The sequence below is a fragment of the Saliniramus fredricksonii genome, from assembly GCF_900094735.1.
Lineage (GTDB): Bacteria > Pseudomonadota > Alphaproteobacteria > Rhizobiales > Beijerinckiaceae > Saliniramus > Saliniramus fredricksonii.
The window spans coordinates 307,083-325,290 of the sequence record NZ_FMBM01000001.1 but is presented as its reverse complement, the minus strand read 5'-3'; the positions used below and the strand labels follow the sequence as shown (position 1 = coordinate 325,290).

Below are 18,208 nucleotides of genomic sequence, written 5' to 3'. Positions count from 1 at the left end.
CTTGATTTCCATTCTTCAGGATCAGTGAAAGACCAAGGCCAAGGCACTGACTGCGCCGGTCCGGGTCAAATCGCAAATGAACGCCGCCATCATCACGCCACCTTTCCAAGGCCGATGGTCTCGCGCGGCACATAAATGGCGAACACTGCAGCAAGTGCTGATAGCGCCGAGGCGGTGAACCATACGTATACATAGCTTCCGAAACCGTCAAAAAGGTACCCGCCCACGAAAGCACCTGCAGCGGCACCCAGAGCATGCCCGCCCGACAACAAGCCCATTGCCACGCCCATGACCTTTACACCCAGATGCGAAGCGACCAGGCCTGCGGTGACCGGGACTGTTGAATAATCAACGACGCCGAACATGACAGCAAAGACGAACAGCCATTCGATCGTCAGATCAGGCAGCATCATAAGAATGACGAACGTGGCCGCGCGCAATGCGTAAATCGAGGAAAGCAGGAAGACCTTGTCTACGCGATCCGATAGATATCCGGCGAGGATCATGCCTCCAAGGTTAACCGCCGAAAGAAGCCCGTAATACCAATCCGCATTGAAATTGACTCGGGGGATTCCCTCCGAGGCGCAAATCAGATTCAAGGTGGCGAACGGAGGAGTTCGCCATGGCTGCTTTGCCCTTGCGGGATGATTTTGACGCGGAACGCTGCCGTGCGGCGGCGCGGCGCTCGAAGGATGGGGCGCAAACGCGCCGGCTTCTGTCTATCGCGGCTATCTATGAGGGATCGAGCCGGGCGGAGGCGGCCCGGCTCGGCGGCGTGACGGCGCAGATCGTCCGCGACTGGGTTGAGCGGTTCAACCGAGAGGGACCGGAGGGGCTCGTCGACCGCAAGGCGCCGGGCAAGGCTCCTCTGCTCGGCCCCGATCATCTGGCGGCCCTGGCACGGCGGGTGGACGAAGGACCGATCCCGTCCGTCCATGGCGTGGTGCGCTGGCGGATCGTCGATCTCGCGCAATGGCTCTACGAGGAGTTCCGCATCGCAGCGAGCGAGGACACGGTGAGCCGGGCCCTGCGCAAGATGGGCTATCGCAAGCTCTCGGCGAGGCCGCGCCATCATGCGCAGGACACGCATACCATCGAGGATTTTAAAAAAGTTTCCCCGCCCGCCTGGACGAAATCGCCGCCCACCAGAGCCTCGCGCCCGATGACATAGAGGTCTGGTTCGCCGACGAGGCCCGCATCGGCCAGAAGAACAAGATCACCCGACGCTGGGCCAAGCGCGGAACCCGCCCCTCGGCGCCGCACGATCAGCGCACCGCCTCGACCTACATCTTCGGGGCGATCTGCCCGCAGGAGGGAAAAGGGGCGGCTCTCGTCCTGCCGCGCTGCGACACAAAAGCCATGAACCTTCATCTCGTGGAGATCGCCGCCGCAGTCGCCCCGGGCAAACACGCCATCCTCATTCTCGATCAGGCCGGATGGCACATGGCCAAAGGCCTCGAGATCCCGCAAAACATCACCCTCCTGCCGCTGCCGCCAAGGTCGCGTCCGTCAAGCTGGTGTAATTTTCTGGATGGCCTGAGGTCATGATCAGGCGGCTTTTGTGGTTATGCTGAGGATGGGATCGATCTCCTCCTTGTCGATCTGTGCGAATGCCTCGACCATCATGTAGCGGCTTGATGTCTGCCATTCGTCATTCTGCTCGAAGAGCACGGCGCCGATCAAACGCATGATGGATGCTTCATTGGGGAAGATCCCGACGACGTCGGCGCGTCGCTTGACCTCCTTGTTCAGACGTTCAATTGGGTTCGTGCTGTGCAGTTTGGTGCGATGCTGGCGCGGGAATGACATGTAGGCCAGCACGTCGTGCTCGCTGGCATCCATGAGATCGGCCAGTTTTGGCCAGCGCGGGCGCAGTTGCTCTGCGACCTTGCGCCAGGTTTCGCCGGCATGGGTGCGGTCGGGTTGATCGAAGGCCTGTCGGATGGCAGCGGCGACGACAGTATGCTGACCACGCGAGACATGGGCCAGGGCGTTGCGCATCCAGTGGACGCGACAGCGTTGCCAGGTTGCTTCGAAGACCCGGGCGATGGCGGCTTTGAGGCCTGTATGCGCGTCGCTGATGACCAGTCTGACGCCCCCCAGGCCGCGAACGCGCAGGGATCGAAGGAACTCGGTCCAGAATGTCTCGGCCTCGGACGGGCCGATACCGAGGCCGATGATCTCACGGCGTCCCTCGGTGTTGGCGGCCACGGCGATTATTGCGGCGACTGGTACGATCCGTCCGCCCTGGCGCACCTTCAGATAGGTGGCGTCGAGCCAGAGATAGGGCCATTCGCCGGTGAGCGGGCGGTTCAGGAACTCGCCGACACGTTCGTCGATGTCCTTGCACAGCTTCGACACCGTGCTCTTCGAAATGCCGCTCAGCCCCATGGCCTGCACCAGCTCATCGACGCGACGGGTCGAGACACCACTGATCCACGCCTCCTGGATGACGGCCACCAGCGCCTGTTCCGAGGTCTTGCGCGCTTCGAGAAAGCCCGGGAAGTAACTGCCTTGACGCAGCTTGGGAACCCGCAGGTTCAGCGTGCCCAGACGGGTATCGAGAGCGCGCTCTCGATACCCGTTACGCCACGTTGTGCGTTCGCCGCTGCGCTCGTGCTTGCCAGCGCCGATCAGGCCTTCGACATCCGCCTCCATGATCAGCTGCAGGACGGCCTCGGCAACGCTGCGCAGAAAGTCTCCCTGATCGTGCTTGGCCAGAAGTTCGGACAGGTCCATGTTCGTCTTGGTCATCGGGGTCTCCATGTGGTCCGGGGTTGAAGTCAGCAAACTCCACCTCGACCATACACCTCGATGGCCACCCAGGATCACACCGTTGACGGCACTGAAATTACACCAGCTCCTTGGACGCTACCATTCTCCGCCGCGCCGGATTGCCGAGGTGCCTGCGACGTCGAATACGGCCCGCGCGAGATCCGTGCCGAGGTAAACGCCTGCCGTTGTCGTGTTGCGTGCCATGAGACGCTCAGCCTCGGAAAGCGGTACCCCCGTCTTCCCGCGTTCCCACAGCTCGGAAAGCGTCGTGCGCATTCCGGCGGTCGCCAGCTGCAAAGTGCCCTCGGCTCTCTCCAGCACGCGCAGAATGGCGGGATGTGAAAGCAAGGGCTGCTGCGAGTGGCGGTCTCTTCTTCCACCAAGTTCACGCCGTACTTCATCGATCATGCGTCGCGCCAGTCCCAGGTGAACGACCGTGGCAGAGGTCGAAATGAACCATATTCCGGGCGAGCATATGGCCCAGGGAAAAACACCGATCGCCTTCCCATCCGGCCATTCGAAGGTGTTTCGATAAGGAACCGTCACATCTTCAAGGATAACGTCATGACTGCCCGTCCCCGAAAGACCCATGGCGTCCCAGGTCGTATCGATGCGTGCAGAAGAGGCCGGGACGAGCGCAGCCACGGGCCGAATGGCGCCGGTTTCATCGGCCAGCGGCACGAGACCTCGACATAGGTCGCGGCCATGCAACCTGTCACATAACTCCAACGTGCGCTGATGCGAAGACCGTCGGCCGTATTCTCCGCCTGGACCGAAGATGGCGCGTTGCTCCACGCGCAGCATGCGCCGGGATCGGAGAGGACGTCCCTGGCAAAGCCACGGTCCCCGAGTGACTGGACAATTGCATTGGCACCGGCACCATGCATCACCGTCCATCCGGTCGAGGCATCGGCTTCGGCAAGCGCCAGACCCATATCGAACCAGTCGACAAGCGCCCCCCCGAGGCCACCGAACTCGGACGGGTACAAGATCCGATAGGCGCCCGCAGCTTTCAGCCGGTCCGTAAAGTCATCGGCAAGCTGCCGAGAATCCTCGAATTCCCGCCCGCGGCGACGTGCTTCTTCGCACAGGCCGGGCAAACTTGCCCGAAGCGTATCGAGTGTCGGAGCGATCGTCATCGTGAGGTCCTTGGTCTTGCTTGCGTCCCGGTGCAGGAAGGGGGAACGTGCTGAGGCGAGGTCAAACAACGCGGGAGCGAAAAGATCTGATCGGGTCCGGTCGTTCCCTTGGAATTGGATCTGGATTCAGGCGCGGTTCGGACAATTCAATTCACCGGTGTTGAGGGGTACGCGGTACAGGCAAGAGGGCTCCGGGTCAGCCGGTCTGCTTGTAAAGCGGCGTGCTGAGATACTTGAACCCGGAGTCCGGAAGAAGGGTGACGACCGCCGCATCCGGTGGCAGCTGCCTGGCGACGCGCAGCGCGGCGACCAGATTGGCCCCTGAAGATGGCCCGGCGAATATGCCTTCCGCTTTCACCAGAGAGAGGGCGCCTGCGAAGGCTTCCGCGGTCGATACCGTGACGATTTCCGTGGCCAGATCCGGGTCCCAATGATTGACGATAAATCCCGCTCCCATCCCCTCGATCGAATGACTGCCCGGTTGACCGCCCGACAGAACGGGAGATTCTGTCGGTTCAACCGCAATCACCGAAATATTCGGATCGCACCTTCGCAACTCGGTGGCGACGCCGCGCAATGATCCGCAACTCCCGACGGAATGCACGAAAGCGGATATATGCCCGCCGGTCTGCTGCCAGATTTCCTCGCCCAGTTTATTGTATCCGGCGAGCATGTCCTGATTGTTCATCTGATCGGTGCCATAGGTATCCGGCAATTCGCTGAGCTCGCGCGCCTTCTCGATCATTTCCGTAAACAACGCCTTGGTGCTCCCTCCCCCATTGCTCGGGATCAGGATCAGTTCGGCGCCGAGCGCGCGCATATGGTTCGGTTTTTCTTCGCTGAAGGCATCCGCCGTCACGATGAGAAGGGGGTAACCCTTTGACACGTATACTACTGCATTGACTCCAACGCTTGGAACCCTCGTGAGCGTGCCGCGATGATGGCGTTCGGGTCGGCTCGCCAGACAAACGGCTTGGGCTGCTCGTTATGCTCGGCGATGAACCGGTTGATGGCGGCCTGCAATTCGGTGACTGAGCGGAATACGCCATGCCTGAGGCGCCTGCGGGTGAGCTTGGCGAAGAACCCCTCGACGGCGTTGAGCCAGGAACTGGAGGTGGGCGTGAAGTGGAAGGTCCAGCGGGGATGGCGCGCAAGCCATTCGCGGATCTTGGCGTGCTTGTGAGCGGCATAATTGTCGATGATCACGTGGATGACCTTCCCGACCGGGATGTCGCGTTCGAGGGCGTTGAGGAAGCGGATGAACCCCTGATGCCGGTGGCGTTGCATGTTTCGGCCGAACACCTCGCCGGTCAGGACGTTCAGCGCGGCGAAGAGCGTGGTCGTGCCGTGGCGCTTGCAGTCATGGGTCATGGTCGCGCCGCGGCCCTTCTTGATCGGCAGGCCCGGCTGTGTGCGGTCAAGCGCCTGGATCTGGGACTTCTCGTCGAAACTGAGGACGACGGCATGGGCGGGCGGTGCGACGTAGAGCCCAACAATGGCGTGAAGCTTCCCGGCGAAGGCGGGATCGTTGGAGAGCTTGAAGCTGCGCCAGCGGTGCGGCGCCAGACCATGCGACTTCCAGATCCCCTGCACCGTCGAGACAGCGAGGCCGGTGGCCTTCGCCATCGCCCGCGCAGTCCAGTGGGTGGCCTCGTGTGGTGGCGGCTTCAGCGTCATTTCGACAACCTTCGCAGCGCGCTCGTCCGGGACCGGCGCTTTGCCGGGCGGTCGGGTCTTGTCGCGGAGAAGGCCGTCGAGGCCCTCCGCCATATATCGCTCCTGCCACCGCCAGACCGTGGTCTTCGCCGTGCCGGTCGCGGCCATGATCGCGTTCGTGCCGGCGCCGTCCCCGCTCAGCAGCACGATCCGGGCGCGCCAAACATGCTTCTGCGGCGCGTTGCGGTCTGCGGTGATGGCCTCAGGACGGCGTCTGTCGTCGTCGCTGAGCGTGATGGAAATTCCTGTTAGCATGCCGCAGACTCGCACGCGACACGCTCAAATGGATTCCTGATTCAGGACGCATATGTATCGGTCAATCCACTCTTATGACCGTGGTCAAGGGTAAAGATCAAGCGGCTCGTGCCCCGCGTCCCTGCGCAGGATCTGATCGTCGTTGATCGGCAGCGAGGTGACGGGACGGTCCTGAAGACGACGGTCGATCAAGCTCTTATCCGCAGGTTGGTTACCGCACTTCCGTAATCCGTCTCGGGCCATCCCTGTCTAGCGTCGGGCGTCGAGCTGGTGCTCGGCCACATAGTGGATACGGGAGTTCCCCACCGTGGACGTCCCGTCGCCTCGCTGCCGCAATTGGCATCAGCGGTCACAATCCCGGTGGGGCCCGAGACACCGATGTTGTCGACTGAGCGATCGGTGCTGTGACCATCGGGTCCTCCGTTATGCAATCGGGCGCGGCTCGACCTCGCGGCCAATCGCCCAGAGGAAGGCGGCCATCTCGCGGGCGATCGCGGCGATTACAACCGGGCCTTTCTTGCCACCTGTCGTCATCCGGCGATACCGCTTGCTCAGACGGACCTGCGCCTTCCAGGCTATGTCGCGCACGGCCTTGGGCAGGTTCTCCAGGCGCTTGCGGATCGTCTCGGTGACGCGCGCCGGATGGCGATAGCTCCAGACGCCCTCGACAAGAACGCGGCGGGCCCGACGATTGCCGGCGAGCGTGAGGCCGCCGCGCTTGACGCTCTCGCCAGTCGAGCGCTCGGAGGGCACCAGGCCGAGAAAGGCCATGAGCTGGCGTGGACTATCGAAGCGGCGGACGTCGCCGACCTCGACGGCGAAAGTAGCAGCGACGAGGATTGAGACGCCGCGCATGGCCTGATAGGCGGCAACCAGCGGCGCCATTGACCATGCCGGCACCAGCTCCTCGATGTGAGTGTCGAAGCGCTCGAGCCGCTCGCGGGCGTCGCGCACGGCGTCGACGTAATCCTGGAAGACGATCTGCTGGGCCGAAGGCTCGAATTTCTGGGCGGCAAGCCAGCGTATGTGGGCGGCGCTCCAGTGCTTCCGGCCCGTGAAGATCCGGCCGTGGCGCAGGAGAAAGGACTGCAGCTGCTGGCGCTTCTTGCGCAGGTCATCGCTCGCCGCTTCAAGGGCGCGCACGAGATCGCGCATCGCCTCGTGCACGTCGTCGGGCACCCAGATGCCCGTCAGCTCGCCCGCACGCAGCAGCCGCGCGAGGGTGACCGCGTCCCGCCGGTCCGTCTTCACCCGTTCGCCAGCCCGCTTCGGGATCAACGAGGGTGCGACGACCTCGCAGACGTGCCCCATAGCGGTGATCTGCCGATGCAGGCCATAGCCCGTCGGGCCCGCTTCGTAGCAGACGTGCAGGCGCCCGTACCTCTTCTCCAGCTTGCGCACGAGGCGCTCGACAGAGGCCGGCGTTGTCTCGATCTCGCCGAAATACCGCACTTCGCCTGTGCGACCGCCCTCCGCAACCGCGATGGCGTGCTTGTTCTTCGAAACATCGACACCGACGTAGACGATGCTATCCTCTCCCATGGTCCGCCCTCCTTTGCTTGGGGCTCGGCTCGGCCATTCGAGCAACCCCCGTATGCTCAAGCGCGCAAAGGCTAAGGGCGGGCCGCCCCTCGCACCACGGTCATAACGTCTAGAATTCACATGATGCGATTTTTGCCCGTACGCCTAGGGTGAGCGCCGCCTTGTCAGCCAGCCTGTTGAAGTGCGAGCCATGGGGATGTCCCTATGGCCGCCATCAACCGCCGAAAGCGCCCGCGCCCGCAAATCCATCGAAAGTGATTTTCCCATCATCGCCGTCCCGATTTCCGTCGTGGCGACAATGGATCAGTTCATCACCGATTTGGGAATCCCCCACCGCGATTCAACAAGGAAGGGCGTCGCGCTAGAATCCCTGCGGAAGCCACAAGGCGATCCACGGAAACAGGATCAGGAGGCCAACCAGGATCAGCGAGCAGAAGATGAAGGGGATTGCCGCGAGATAGATGTCGCGCATGGTCGTGCCCGCGGGAGCGACGCCCTTCATCACGAAGAGCAGCAGCCCGAAAGGCGGCGTGGTGAAGCTGATCTCCAGCGCGAGCAGCATGATCAGTGCGAACCAGATCGGATCGTAACCGAGGCTCAGCGCCAGCGGGAAGAAGATCGGCACCGTGAGCAGCATCATCGAGATCTGCTCCATGAACATGCCCAGCACCAGCAGCACCGCGAACATCGCCAAAAGCATGAAGACCGGCTCAAGATCGAAACCCGTCGCCCAGTTGATCAGCCCGCGCGAGGCGCCTGAAAAGGCCATCAGCTGGCTGAACGTCGCCGAGCCGAAGACGATCAGATAGGCCATCAGCGTGACCCTGAGGGCGCCTTCGAGGGAACGCTTCAGGGCCTGCCAGGTCAGGCTGCGGAAGATCGCCGCGAGGATCATCACGCCAAGTGCGCCGAAGGCGGCCGCCTCCGAAGGCGTGGCGATCCCGCCCATCATCATCGCGACGATCACGATCATCACGCCGACCATCGGCAGGATGTCGCGGGCGATCAGCACAAGCTTCTCGCGACCCGTGAGCGGCGCCACCTCATAGGGCGGCGCGGCGCTCGGGTCGATCTTCGTCTGGATCCAGATCGTCGCAAGATAGAGGCTCGCGAGCAGGAGACCCGGTATGATTCCCGCGATCAGAAGCGCGCCGATATCGATCTTGGCCAGCGTCGCCAGCAGCACCGCGAGCGCCGAGGGCGGGATGATGATGGCGAGCCCGCCCGTGCCGAGGATCGGCCCGATCGACATGTTGTTCTTGTAGCCGCGCCGGTTCATCTCCGGCACCAGCAGCGAGCCGAGGAGGGCGGTGGCGCCCATCGATGATCCCGACAGGGTGGCAAAGCCCGTCCCGCCCAGAACCGTCACATAGGACAGGCGCCCCGGCAGACGCCCGAGCAGACCGTCGATGGCGTTGAACATGCGCCGGCCGAGTCCCGTATGGAAGAACACCTCGCCCATCAGGAGAAACAGCGGGATCGGCACCAGTGCGAACGAGGTCAGCGCACCCAGCCCGTTATTGAGCAGCTGGATGACGCCGCGTTCGCCGCCCATGAAGATCCACGCGCCGAAGATGTTCGCAGCGAGAAAGGCGAGCGCCACCGGCATGCCGAGCGCCATCAGGACGATGATCGTGCCGAGAAGCAGGGCGAGCGCCTCGTACCATTCCATCATTCGTGGATCCCCGCTTCGCCGGAATGCAGCAATTCCCGCCCGAAGGCGAAACGCGCGAATTCCACGGCCATCAGGCCGAAACTGATTGGAAAGGCGATGGTCAGAAGCCAGCGCGGGAAGAAATAGGCACGCACGTCGAAATCGTTGCGCGCAAGGTTGAGTTGAACGAGGTCGATTCCCTTCCAGGTGAGAATCGCGCAGACGACGAGGCAGCCGAAGGCGACCAGCCGGCTCAGGGCCCGCCGCAGCTTTGGCGGCAGGGCGGCGGTGACGAGTTCGATATGCACATGCCCCTTGCGCCGCACCAGCCAGGGCGCGCCGAGCATGGTCATGTAGAGCAGCGCGTATTCGGAGGAGGTGAACAGCCAGGCCATCGGCTGGAGGCCGAGATTGCGCATGCCGACGCTGACGATGATCGAGATCATCAGCCATGTGAGCATGGCGGCGGCCACAAGCGCCATCAGCGTGACGAAGGCATCATAGCCGCGCACGACCCATCGCAAGGCGCCCGACATGAAACACACCTCGAAGATTTGTCAGGGGAATTCGCCGGGCACAAGGCGTGCCCAGCGATAAATACCGGCGCGGCTCACTGCGCCGCTTCGAGATCGTAGAAACGCTCGATCAGCGTATCGTAATGGGTGAGCCCCATCGGATGCTCTTCCATCTGCTCGCGCATGCGCGCCCAGGTCTCCTCGCGGGCCGCTTCGAGATAGCGCGCCGCCGCGTCGCCCTCGAGCGAGAAGGTCGTCATGCCGCGCTCCTCGAGAATGGCAAAGTCCTCGTCGCGTTTCTCGCGCAGGGCCTCGACGCTGGCGCGCTCGTGCTCGATCGCCGCCTGCTGCAGGATTTCCTGCGCCTCCGGGGTGAGTTCGTTCCAGCTCTCCAGATTGACGATCACGCCGAGATCGGTGGAAAAGAAGGAGGGTTCGATGCGGTAGTTCAGAAACTCGTCCCAGCGCAGATCGACGAGGCCGATCTGGGTCCAGCCCGTGGCATCGACAGTGCCGCGCTCGAGCGCCGAATAGACATCCGTGGTCTGGATATCGATCACCTGTGCGCCGAGATAGTTGGTGAAGAAGGCGTTGTAGACCGGGTTGCCGCGCAGGCGGATGCCCGAGACGTCGAGATTGCCCTCGGCATCGAGCGCGGGCTCGTTGACGGTCCACAGATTGTAGGTCACGCCCGAATCGAACCAGCCGAGATAATAGACCCCCATCTTCTCCTGATGGATCTCGTTGACCAGATCGATGCCGCCATTCTCGCGCGCCTCGATCGCGGTGACGTTGGAAGCCACCAGCGCATCGCGCTCGGGGAAGGCGCCGGCATAGAAGCTGCCGGGCGAATAGGCCATATCAACGATCCCGTCGCGCACCGCATCGGCCTGCTGGAACATGCCGATCGCCTCGGGACCGCCACGCACGTCGATCTGGATCACGCCCTCGCCGCGCTCGTTGACCATGTCGACGAAGGAGAGGAAGCTCTGTGTGTAGATCAGGGTTTCGGGAAAGGCGTGCACGGCGCTGATGCGCTGCTCGGCCATGGCTCCGGAAGTCATCAGCGCAGCCATACCGACGGCGGCGCCTGCAAGAACGTGTTTCATGGTCTACTCCCAGTCAGGGGCTTTGCGCCCCGTTCTTGATGAGGAACGCGCCCATCGCGCTCCCCGTCCGCGCCGGAGCCGTGGCCCCGGTCGAAATCCCCTTACGCACCCACCTCGCGCGGCCAGGCCCAGGGCCGGGCTGCGCGCCGCGCCGCGATGAAATCCCTGATCTCGCGTTCATGGGCGCGGGTCAGATCGATATCGTCCCAGCCATTGATCAGCTTGGTGCGCCAGACCGGATCGATCTCGAAATCGATGACCATGTTGCCCGCCGTGACGGTGCAGCGATCCAGATCAATTGCGAGATCACCCGGCATCGCCGCCAGCAGCGCATCCGCATCCGCCTCGGTGAGGCGGGCGGGCAGGAGCCCGTTATTGACCGCATTGCCGGCGAAGATATCGCCGAAGCTCGGGGCGATCACCACGCGAAAGCCGCCATCGACCAACGCATAGACCGCCGCCTCCCGCGAGGAGCCCCCGCCGAAATTGCGCCGTGCGACGAGGATCGAGGCGCCCGTCGCGGCGGGGTGGTTGAGCGGGAAATCCGGGATCGTCGCCCCATCGCCATCGTGGCGCAGATCATGCAACAGGAACTTGCCGTAGCCCTCCGAGCGCGGCGCAGACATGAAGCGCGCGGGGATGAGCTGGTCGGTATCGATATTCTCGAAGGGCAGCCCGACGGCAAGGCCCTGATGCCGCGTCCATCCCGCCATCACAACCTCCCTGCGAGCATCGGGCGCACATCGGCGAGATGCCCGGTCACGGCGGCAGCAGCGACCATGACCGGCGACATCAGATGTGTGCGCGCGCCGGGCCCCTGACGGCCGCGGAAATTGCGGTTGGTCGTGGAGGCGCAGCGCTTGCCGGGTGCGACGATATCGCCGTTCATGCCCACGCACATCGAACACCCCGCCGCGACCCATTCAAGCCCGGCCTCGGTGAAGATCCGGTCGAGCCCTTCCGCCTCGGCCTGCGCCTTGACGAGGCTCGAACCCGGCGAGACCATCCCGGGCACCTGCGCCCGGCGCCCTGACAGCACGGCGGCAGCCGCACGCAGATCCTCGATCCGGGCATTGGTGCAGGAGCCGATGAAGACCTGATCGACGGCGATCTCGGACAAGTTCATGCCCGGGCGCAGAGCCATGTAATCGAGTGCTGCGCGAATGCGCTGCGCCTCCGATGCGGAACCGGCCCGCGCCGGATCGGGCACCGATTCCGTGATCGGCAGCGCATCCTCGGGGCTGGTGCCCCAGGTGACGATCGGAGCGATGTCCTGCGCATCGATCACCACCTCGCGGTCGAAGACGGCATCGGGATCTGAGACAAGCGCGGCCCAATCCGCGAGCGCCTGTTCCCGCGCCGCGCCCTGCGGGGCGAAGGGGCGGTTTTCCAGATAGGTGAAGGTGGTGGCATCCGGCGCCACCATGCCGCAGCGCGCACCGCCCTCGATGGAGAGGTTGCACAGGGTCATGCGGCCTTCCATGGAGAGCGTACGGACTGTAGAGCCGGCATATTCGATCGCCGCGCCGCGCCCGCCATCGGTGCCGAGCCGTGCGATCCAGGCCAGCGCCATGTCCTTGGCCCCGACGCCCGGCGACAGCGCGCCTTCGAAACGAATGCGCATGCGCGCCGGTTTCTTTTGCCAGATCGTCTGGGTGGCGAGCACATGGGCGACTTCCGTCGCGCCGATGCCGAAGCCGAACACGCCGAAAGCGCCGTGCGTGGCCGTGTGGCTGTCGCCGCAATTGATCACGAGACCAGGCAGGGTCAGCCCCTGTTCCGGCCCCACCACATGCACGATGCCCTGGCGCGGATCGTCGAGCCCGAACAGCCGGAATCCATGCCGGCGGGCATTCTCCTCCAGCGTCGAGACCATGCGCGCGATGGCGGGATCGGCGATCGTCCGACCGCGCCCGCGCGTGGGGACGTAGTGATCGGCCACGCCGAAGGTCAGATCCGGCTGCGCCACGCCCTGGCCCCGCTCGGCCAGTTTGCGGAACGCGTGGTGGGAGCCCTCATGCACGAAATGCCGATCGACGAAGAGCAGCGACGCGCCATCCTCGCGGGCATGGATTTCATGCGCCTGCCAGATCTTGTCGAACAGGGTCAGAGGGGCAGTCATTCGGCAGCCTCCCCGCTCTGTATCGATGACTTGCCGGCAGCACTCATCCCCTGCTGCGGCGTGGTGACGGGCAACCAGCGCCGTGCGCCGGGCTCGCCGACCCGGTCGAGGGTCATTTCGAGGCGGTAGCGATCGGGCCGGTAGAGTGCGCTCAGATGTTCGACGCCGCGGCCCTGCGCATCATGCACGACGCGGGTGAGCGCGATCAGCGCGGCGCCGGTGGCGAGATCGAGCGCCTCGGCGACATCCGGCGTGGCGAGCGTCGCCGAGATCGATTGCGTCGCGTGATCGACCCGCACGCCGGAGCGCTCAAGCAGGCGAAACAGCGGCGTCGTGGCGAGATCGGCCTCGGAATAATTCTGCGCCACATCCTCGGGGACATGGGTGGTGAGATGCGAAAACGGCGCGCCCTCCATCATGCGCACGCGCACGGCCCGCTGCACCCGCTCCTGCGGCCCCAGATGCAGCGCCTCGGCGATGGCGGGCGGCGGCGTGCAATAGGAGAAGGCGAGAAGCCGCGCCGTCGTCGCCTGGCCCATGGCCACGACCTGCGGCATCAGCGTGGCGAAATCCGCCGTGATCGCCTGATGAGGCTCGCGTGCGCGCACGATCGTTCCGCTGCCCGCGCGCCGCTCGACCAGCCCGTCCGCCACCAGCCCGTCAAGGGCGCGGCGAATGGTGACGCGGGAGACGGCAAAGAGCTCGGCGAGCTTCAACTCACCCGGCAGAGCCGCACCGGCAGCATGCGTGCCGCTGACGATCTCGTCGCGCAGGAGCAGGTAGACCCGCTGCGCCTTGCCGCCATCCGGCGTGAGAATCGCCCCTGCCTGCTCCACCTGACACCCTCGCGCTCGTCTGCCCGACATGGATTTCGCAACGCTCATGGTATCCCGCAAAAGCAGGAATGCAAGTATCTTGTATCATCCGACTTGCGTAAAATGTCTTTTTTATCACGATATGATCTGTATTATAAACCAGACAGGATAACGCCGCGCCGGCGGTGACGAGGGAGACAGCCATGCCGATTGTGACCGTGACCGTGCTCGAAGGCTATGACGCGGATACGCGTCGTCGTCTCGGCAAGGCGACGACAGATGCGGTGCGCTCCGTCGTCGCCGCACCGGCGGAAGCCGTCACCGTGATCATCGACGAGGTGGCGCGCGAGAACTATCTGCGCGGCGGCGAGCATCGCAATCCCGGCCCGCCGCGCCCCGATCCGGCACAGATCGTCCACGATTTTCTCGCCGCCATGGAGGCGCGCGATCTCGATCGGGCGAAAGGCTTTCTCGGAAAAGGCTTCGAGATGGTGTTTCCCGGCGATGCACGCATGACCACGCTTGAAGAACTCGTCGCCTTTGCCGGACCGCGCTACCGGTTCGTGAAGAAGACCTACGAGCGCTTCGATCCGGTGCCGGGCGGCGATGTCGCGATTGTCTATTGCTTCGGCACGCTCCACGGCGAATGGCCGGATGGCGAGGCGTTTTCCGGGATCCGCTTCATCGACCGGTTCGAGATCTCGGAGGGGCGCATCGCCCGCCAGCAGGTCTGGAACGATATTGCGGAAGTGGTCGCGCATCAGGGCAAGGGGGCGGGCGCATGAGCCGCGATATCGACCCGATCACGCTCGCCGTCCTCGCCGGGCGCATGGAGCAGATCGCCGACGAGATGGATGCGACGCTGTTCCGCTCGGCCTTCAACCCGATCATCGCCGAGGCGCATGACGCCTCCCACGGGATCTATCACGCCGCCACAGGCGACACCCTGGTGCAGGGCAAATCCGGCCTGCCGATCTTCGTCGGCGTCATGGCTTTCGCGGTGAAGGCCGTGATCGACAAGGCGGCGCGTGACGGCGATCTCGCGGATGGCGACATCTATATCTTCAACGATGCGCATCTGGGCGGGACGCATCTCTCCGACATGCGGCTGGTGCGCCCGTATTTCCATGAAGGCGAATTGTTCTGCTATCTCGCCTCGGTGGGGCACTGGCATGATGTCGGGGGCGCGGTGCCGGGCAATTACAACCCTTCTGCCCGCGAGGCCTTTCAGGAGGCCTTCGTGCTGCCGCCGGTGAAGCTCGCCCGCGCCGGCGTGATGCAGCAGGACGTGATCGACATCCTGATGCGCAATACCCGCCTGCCGCAATCAGCCTCGGGTGATCTCAACGGCCAGATCAACGCCCTCGATCTCGGCGTCAAGCGCCTTGATGCGTTGCTGGCCGAATACGGCGCCGCAACGGTGCGCGCCGCCCTCGCGGCGCTCAGCGACCGGGCCGAGACGCTGATGCGCGCGGAGGTGGAAAACCTCCCCGATGGACGCTGGGAAGCGGAAGATTTCCTCGACAATGACGGGATCGAGGACACGGCTTTGCCGATCCGCGTGGCGCTGGAGATCGCCGGCGACAGGCTGAGCCTCGATTTCACCGGCTCCGCCCCGGCTGCGGCGGGGCCGATCAACATCTCGGAAGGCACCGCCATCGCCTGCGTCTATGTGGCGATCAAGCATATCTTCCCGGACCTGCCCGCCAATGCCGGGGTGATGCGACCGCTCGACATCACCATCCCGCAGGGCTCGATCCTCGCGGCGGAATTCCCCGCACCGACGGGGGGCTATACCGAGACCATCCTGCGCATGATCGACGTGATCTTCACCGCCGCTTCGCAGGCCGCGCCGGAGCGCGTCGTCGCCAATGCCTATGGCACGATCAACGCGCTCTCCATTGCCGGGCATCGCGGCGACGGGCGGCGCTGGGTGATGTTCAGCTTCTATGGTGGCGGCCATGGCGGCACGCCGGAGGGCGACGGGCTCAACCACGGCAATGCGCCGATCTCGACCGCGACGATCCCGCCGGCGGAAATCCTGGAAGCGGCCTATCCGGTCGCATTCCGGCAATGGGCGCTGCGTCCCGACAGCGCCGGCGCGGGATGCCATCGTGGCGGTATGGGGGCGATCTATGAAATCGAATTGCTGGAGCAGAGCGCCGAGGCCTTCCTCTTCGGTGAACGCGGGCGCTTTGCGCCCAAGGGCGTCGCGGGCGGGGGCGAGGCAGCGCTCAACCGGTTCAGTTACCAGCAGGATGACGGGTTCCATACACCGCCGCTCGCCTCCAAGATCGTCGGTATCGCCTTGAAACGCGGCCAGCGCGTGCGGCTCGAAACACCTGGCGGGGGCGGCTACGGCCCGCCCGGTCAGCGCGAGCCGCAGGCCATCGCCCGCGACGTGGCGCGCGGGCTCGTCAGCGAAGAACGGGCCGATGCGGATTACGGACGCGGCTGGCGGGAGTATGCGAAATGAAGCGCACGCGCATGATCGGCGTCGATGTCGGCGGCACTTTCACCGATGTCTTCTTCCTCGACGAGGCCAGCGGCGAGGCCCGGGTCGCGAAGGTTCCGACCACACGGCCCGACCAGTCCGGTGGCTTCCTCGCCGGGATCCGCGCCCATGGCGAGGATCTGGAAGGGGTGGCCAGCGTCGTCCACGGTACCACGGCGGGGACGAATGCTTTGCTTGAGCGCAAGGGCGCGCGCATCGGCGTGATCACCACGCAGGGCTTCCGCGACGTGCTCGAGATGCGCCGGCGCGACCGTCCGCGCACCTGGGGCCTGCGGGGCAATTTCGAGCCGGTGGTGGCGCGCGAATTGCGCATTGAGGTGCCCGAGCGCACATTCGCCGACGGCACGATCGAGCAGGTGGTCGATCTCGACGCCGTGCGCGCGGCGGGCGAGCAACTGCTGTTGCAGGGCTGCAAGGCTGTGGCCGTGCTCTTTGTCAATTCCTACGCCAATCCGGCCAATGAACAGGCGGCGGTGGAGACTCTTCGCGCCTTCTGGCCGAACCCGCATGTCTCGGCATCGAGCGAGATCCTGCCGGAGATCCGCGAATACGAGCGCTTCTCCACGACCGCCCTCAACGCCTATCTGCAGCCGGAGGTCGCCGGCTATCTCGGGCGGCTCGCCGGGGCGCTCGACGAGGGCGGGTTCGGCGGTGAATTCCTGATCGTGCAATCGAATGGCGGCGTCATGGCCGTCGATACCGCCTGCCGCCTGCCGGTGCGCACGGCCCTGTCGGGCCCCGCCGCCGGGGTGATCGCCGCGGGATACATTGCGCAGAATGCCGGTTTTCCCAATGTGATCACCGGTGATATGGGCGGCACCTCCTTTGACGTCTCGCTGATCGCCGAGGGCAAGAGCGTGCTCAGCCCGCAGACCAGCATCGATTTCGGCCTCGTGGTGCGCACGCCCATGATCGAGATCGCCACGATCGGCGCCGGTGGCGGCTCCATCGCCTCGGTGGACAAGGGCGGCCTGTTGAATATCGGCCCCGAAAGTGCCGGCTCGGATCCGGGCCCCGTCGCCTATGGACGGGGCAACACCCGCCCCACGGTGACGGATGCCAATATCGTCTTGGGGCGCATCGATTCGCAACGCCCGATCGGCGGCGGCCTCGCCAGGCTTGATCTCGAAGCGGCGCGCGCGGCAATCGCCGAACATGTCGGCAAGCCGCTCGGGCTGGATATCGAGGCGGCGGCGGAGGCGATCATCACGGTGGCCAATTCCCGCATGGCCGGCGCCATGCGCCTCGTCTCCATCGAACGCGGCTTCGACCCCAAGCAATTCGCCTACATGCCCTTCGGCGGCGGCGGTGCGCTGCATGCCTGCGCGCTGATCCGCGAAGTCGGGCTCGCCAGGGCCATCGTGCCGCGCTATCCGGGCGTGACTTCCGCCATGGGCTGCGTCATCGCCGATATGCGCCAGGATTTCGTGCAGACGGTGAATGCGCTCACCACGCAGGTTGATGTGGACGGGCTCGCCGCGCTGATGCAGGCGCATGTGGATGCGGGTCTGCGGCTGATCGATTCCGCCGGAATCAGCTTTGCCGGGCGCGAGATCATTTTCGAGCTCGACATGGCCTATCTCGGCCAGACCCACACCGTCGCCGTGCCGCTGCCGGTTGCCCTCGATGCCGCTCACAACGTCGCCCCGACCACGCGCGAGGCGATCCAGGCGGCCTTCGATACGGCCTACGAGCGCGTCTACGGGCGGCTCCTCCCCGGCGGGGTGACGCGGGTGCTCAATCTGCGCAGCGCGGTGATCGGGCAGCGCCCGAAATTCGATCTCGCCACCCTTGCGCCCGGGCCCAATGCCGATGCCGGGAAGGCGCAGCGCGGCACGCGACCGGTCTTTGCCGCAGGCGCCTGGCACGAGGCGACGATCCTCGATCGCCTGGCTCTGCCCGTCGGCACGGTGATCACCGGCCCGGCCATTCTGGAACAGGCCGATACCACCATCTTCATCGAGCCTGATCATCGCGGGCGCGTCGATACCTTCGGCAATGTCGTGATCAGCCGCGCGGATGCGGCGGATAGCGATACACAAGGAGCCTGA

15 protein-coding genes and 1 pseudogene are annotated in these 18,208 nt (G+C 64.7%); 4 read left to right on the top strand and 12 right to left on the bottom strand.

Annotated elements, in window-relative coordinates; all coding sequences use genetic code 11:
* Window positions 1-92: 92 nt before the first annotated feature.
* Window positions 93-599 carry an MFS transporter gene (locus GA0071312_RS01505; protein WP_074443335.1) on the bottom strand — a complete coding sequence of 169 codons (507 nt, stop codon included), beginning with the start codon at window positions 597-599 and terminating at the stop codon, window positions 93-95.
* A gap of 23 nt (window positions 600-622) precedes the next feature.
* On the opposite strand from GA0071312_RS01505, the pseudogene GA0071312_RS20530 reads away from it, so the two are divergent.
* Window positions 623-1,503, top strand: a pseudogene (locus GA0071312_RS20530) (IS630 family transposase); the annotation flags it as partial.
* 45 nt (window positions 1,504-1,548) lie between these two features.
* Here GA0071312_RS20530 and GA0071312_RS01490 read toward each other — a convergent pair.
* From GA0071312_RS01490 to GA0071312_RS01435, 11 genes are all read right to left on the bottom strand, one after another.
* Entirely contained in the window at window positions 1,549-2,754 is a 1,206-nt protein-coding gene (locus tag GA0071312_RS01490) for an IS256 family transposase (protein WP_074444054.1), read from the bottom strand.
* Between the two features lie 117 nt (window positions 2,755-2,871).
* Window positions 2,872-3,456: an acyl-CoA dehydrogenase family protein gene (locus GA0071312_RS19070; protein ID WP_165603931.1), complete on the bottom strand. Its 585-nt coding sequence runs from the start codon at window positions 3,454-3,456 to the stop codon at window positions 2,872-2,874.
* 654 nt (window positions 3,457-4,110) lie between these two features.
* Window positions 4,111-4,800, bottom strand: a complete 690-nt coding sequence (locus tag GA0071312_RS01475; RefSeq protein WP_074443330.1) for a PLP-dependent cysteine synthase family protein — start codon at window positions 4,798-4,800, stop codon at window positions 4,111-4,113.
* Between the two features lie 5 nt (window positions 4,801-4,805).
* Window positions 4,806-5,885, bottom strand: coding sequence for an IS630 family transposase (locus GA0071312_RS01470; RefSeq protein WP_074443329.1), 1,080 nt, complete (start codon window positions 5,883-5,885; stop codon window positions 4,806-4,808).
* Window positions 5,886-6,308: 423 nt separating this feature from the next.
* Window positions 6,309-7,427: an IS110 family RNA-guided transposase gene (locus GA0071312_RS01465; RefSeq protein WP_074443328.1), complete on the bottom strand. Its 1,119-nt coding sequence runs from the start codon at window positions 7,425-7,427 to the stop codon at window positions 6,309-6,311.
* A 361-nt stretch (window positions 7,428-7,788) separates the two neighbouring features.
* A complete protein-coding gene (locus GA0071312_RS01460) occupies window positions 7,789-9,099 on the bottom strand; it encodes a TRAP transporter large permease (RefSeq protein WP_074443327.1) in 1,311 nt (436 codons plus the stop codon).
* Window positions 9,099-9,617: a TRAP transporter small permease gene (locus GA0071312_RS01455; protein WP_074443326.1), complete on the bottom strand. Its 519-nt coding sequence runs from the start codon at window positions 9,615-9,617 to the stop codon at window positions 9,099-9,101. Before GA0071312_RS01455 ends, GA0071312_RS01460 begins: the two co-directional genes overlap by 1 nt.
* 74 nt (window positions 9,618-9,691) lie before the next feature.
* The gene (gene dctP, locus GA0071312_RS01450) at window positions 9,692-10,705 is read right to left on the bottom strand and encodes a TRAP transporter substrate-binding protein DctP (RefSeq protein WP_074443325.1); all 1,014 of its coding nucleotides are present in this window, start codon (window positions 10,703-10,705) and stop codon (window positions 9,692-9,694) included.
* A 101-nt stretch (window positions 10,706-10,806) separates the two neighbouring features.
* A complete protein-coding gene (gene leuD / locus GA0071312_RS01445) occupies window positions 10,807-11,418 on the bottom strand; it encodes a 3-isopropylmalate dehydratase small subunit (RefSeq protein WP_074443324.1) in 612 nt (203 codons plus the stop codon).
* Window positions 11,418-12,827: a 3-isopropylmalate dehydratase large subunit gene (leuC, locus tag GA0071312_RS01440; RefSeq protein ID WP_074443323.1), complete on the bottom strand. Its 1,410-nt coding sequence runs from the start codon at window positions 12,825-12,827 to the stop codon at window positions 11,418-11,420. The genes leuD and leuC overlap by 1 nt, the downstream gene beginning before the upstream one ends.
* Complete coding sequence (locus GA0071312_RS01435; RefSeq protein ID WP_238947051.1) at window positions 12,824-13,663, bottom strand: GntR family transcriptional regulator; 840 nt, start codon at window positions 13,661-13,663, stop codon at window positions 12,824-12,826. The genes leuC and GA0071312_RS01435 overlap by 4 nt, the downstream gene beginning before the upstream one ends.
* Before the next feature lie 182 nt (window positions 13,664-13,845).
* Between GA0071312_RS01435 and GA0071312_RS01430 the strand changes: the two genes are divergently transcribed.
* From GA0071312_RS01430 to GA0071312_RS01420, 3 genes are read left to right on the top strand one after another with little or no spacing between them, the layout of a single operon-like run.
* Window positions 13,846-14,427 (top strand): tautomerase family protein, encoded by a 582-nt coding sequence (locus GA0071312_RS01430; protein ID WP_074443322.1) that lies wholly within the window; start codon window positions 13,846-13,848, stop codon window positions 14,425-14,427.
* Window positions 14,424-16,118, top strand: a complete 1,695-nt coding sequence (locus GA0071312_RS01425) for a hydantoinase B/oxoprolinase family protein (RefSeq protein ID WP_074443321.1) — start codon at window positions 14,424-14,426, stop codon at window positions 16,116-16,118. Before GA0071312_RS01430 ends, GA0071312_RS01425 begins: the two co-directional genes overlap by 4 nt.
* Window positions 16,115-18,208 (top strand): hydantoinase/oxoprolinase family protein, encoded by a 2,094-nt coding sequence (locus GA0071312_RS01420; protein ID WP_074443320.1) that lies wholly within the window; start codon window positions 16,115-16,117, stop codon window positions 18,206-18,208. Before GA0071312_RS01425 ends, GA0071312_RS01420 begins: the two co-directional genes overlap by 4 nt.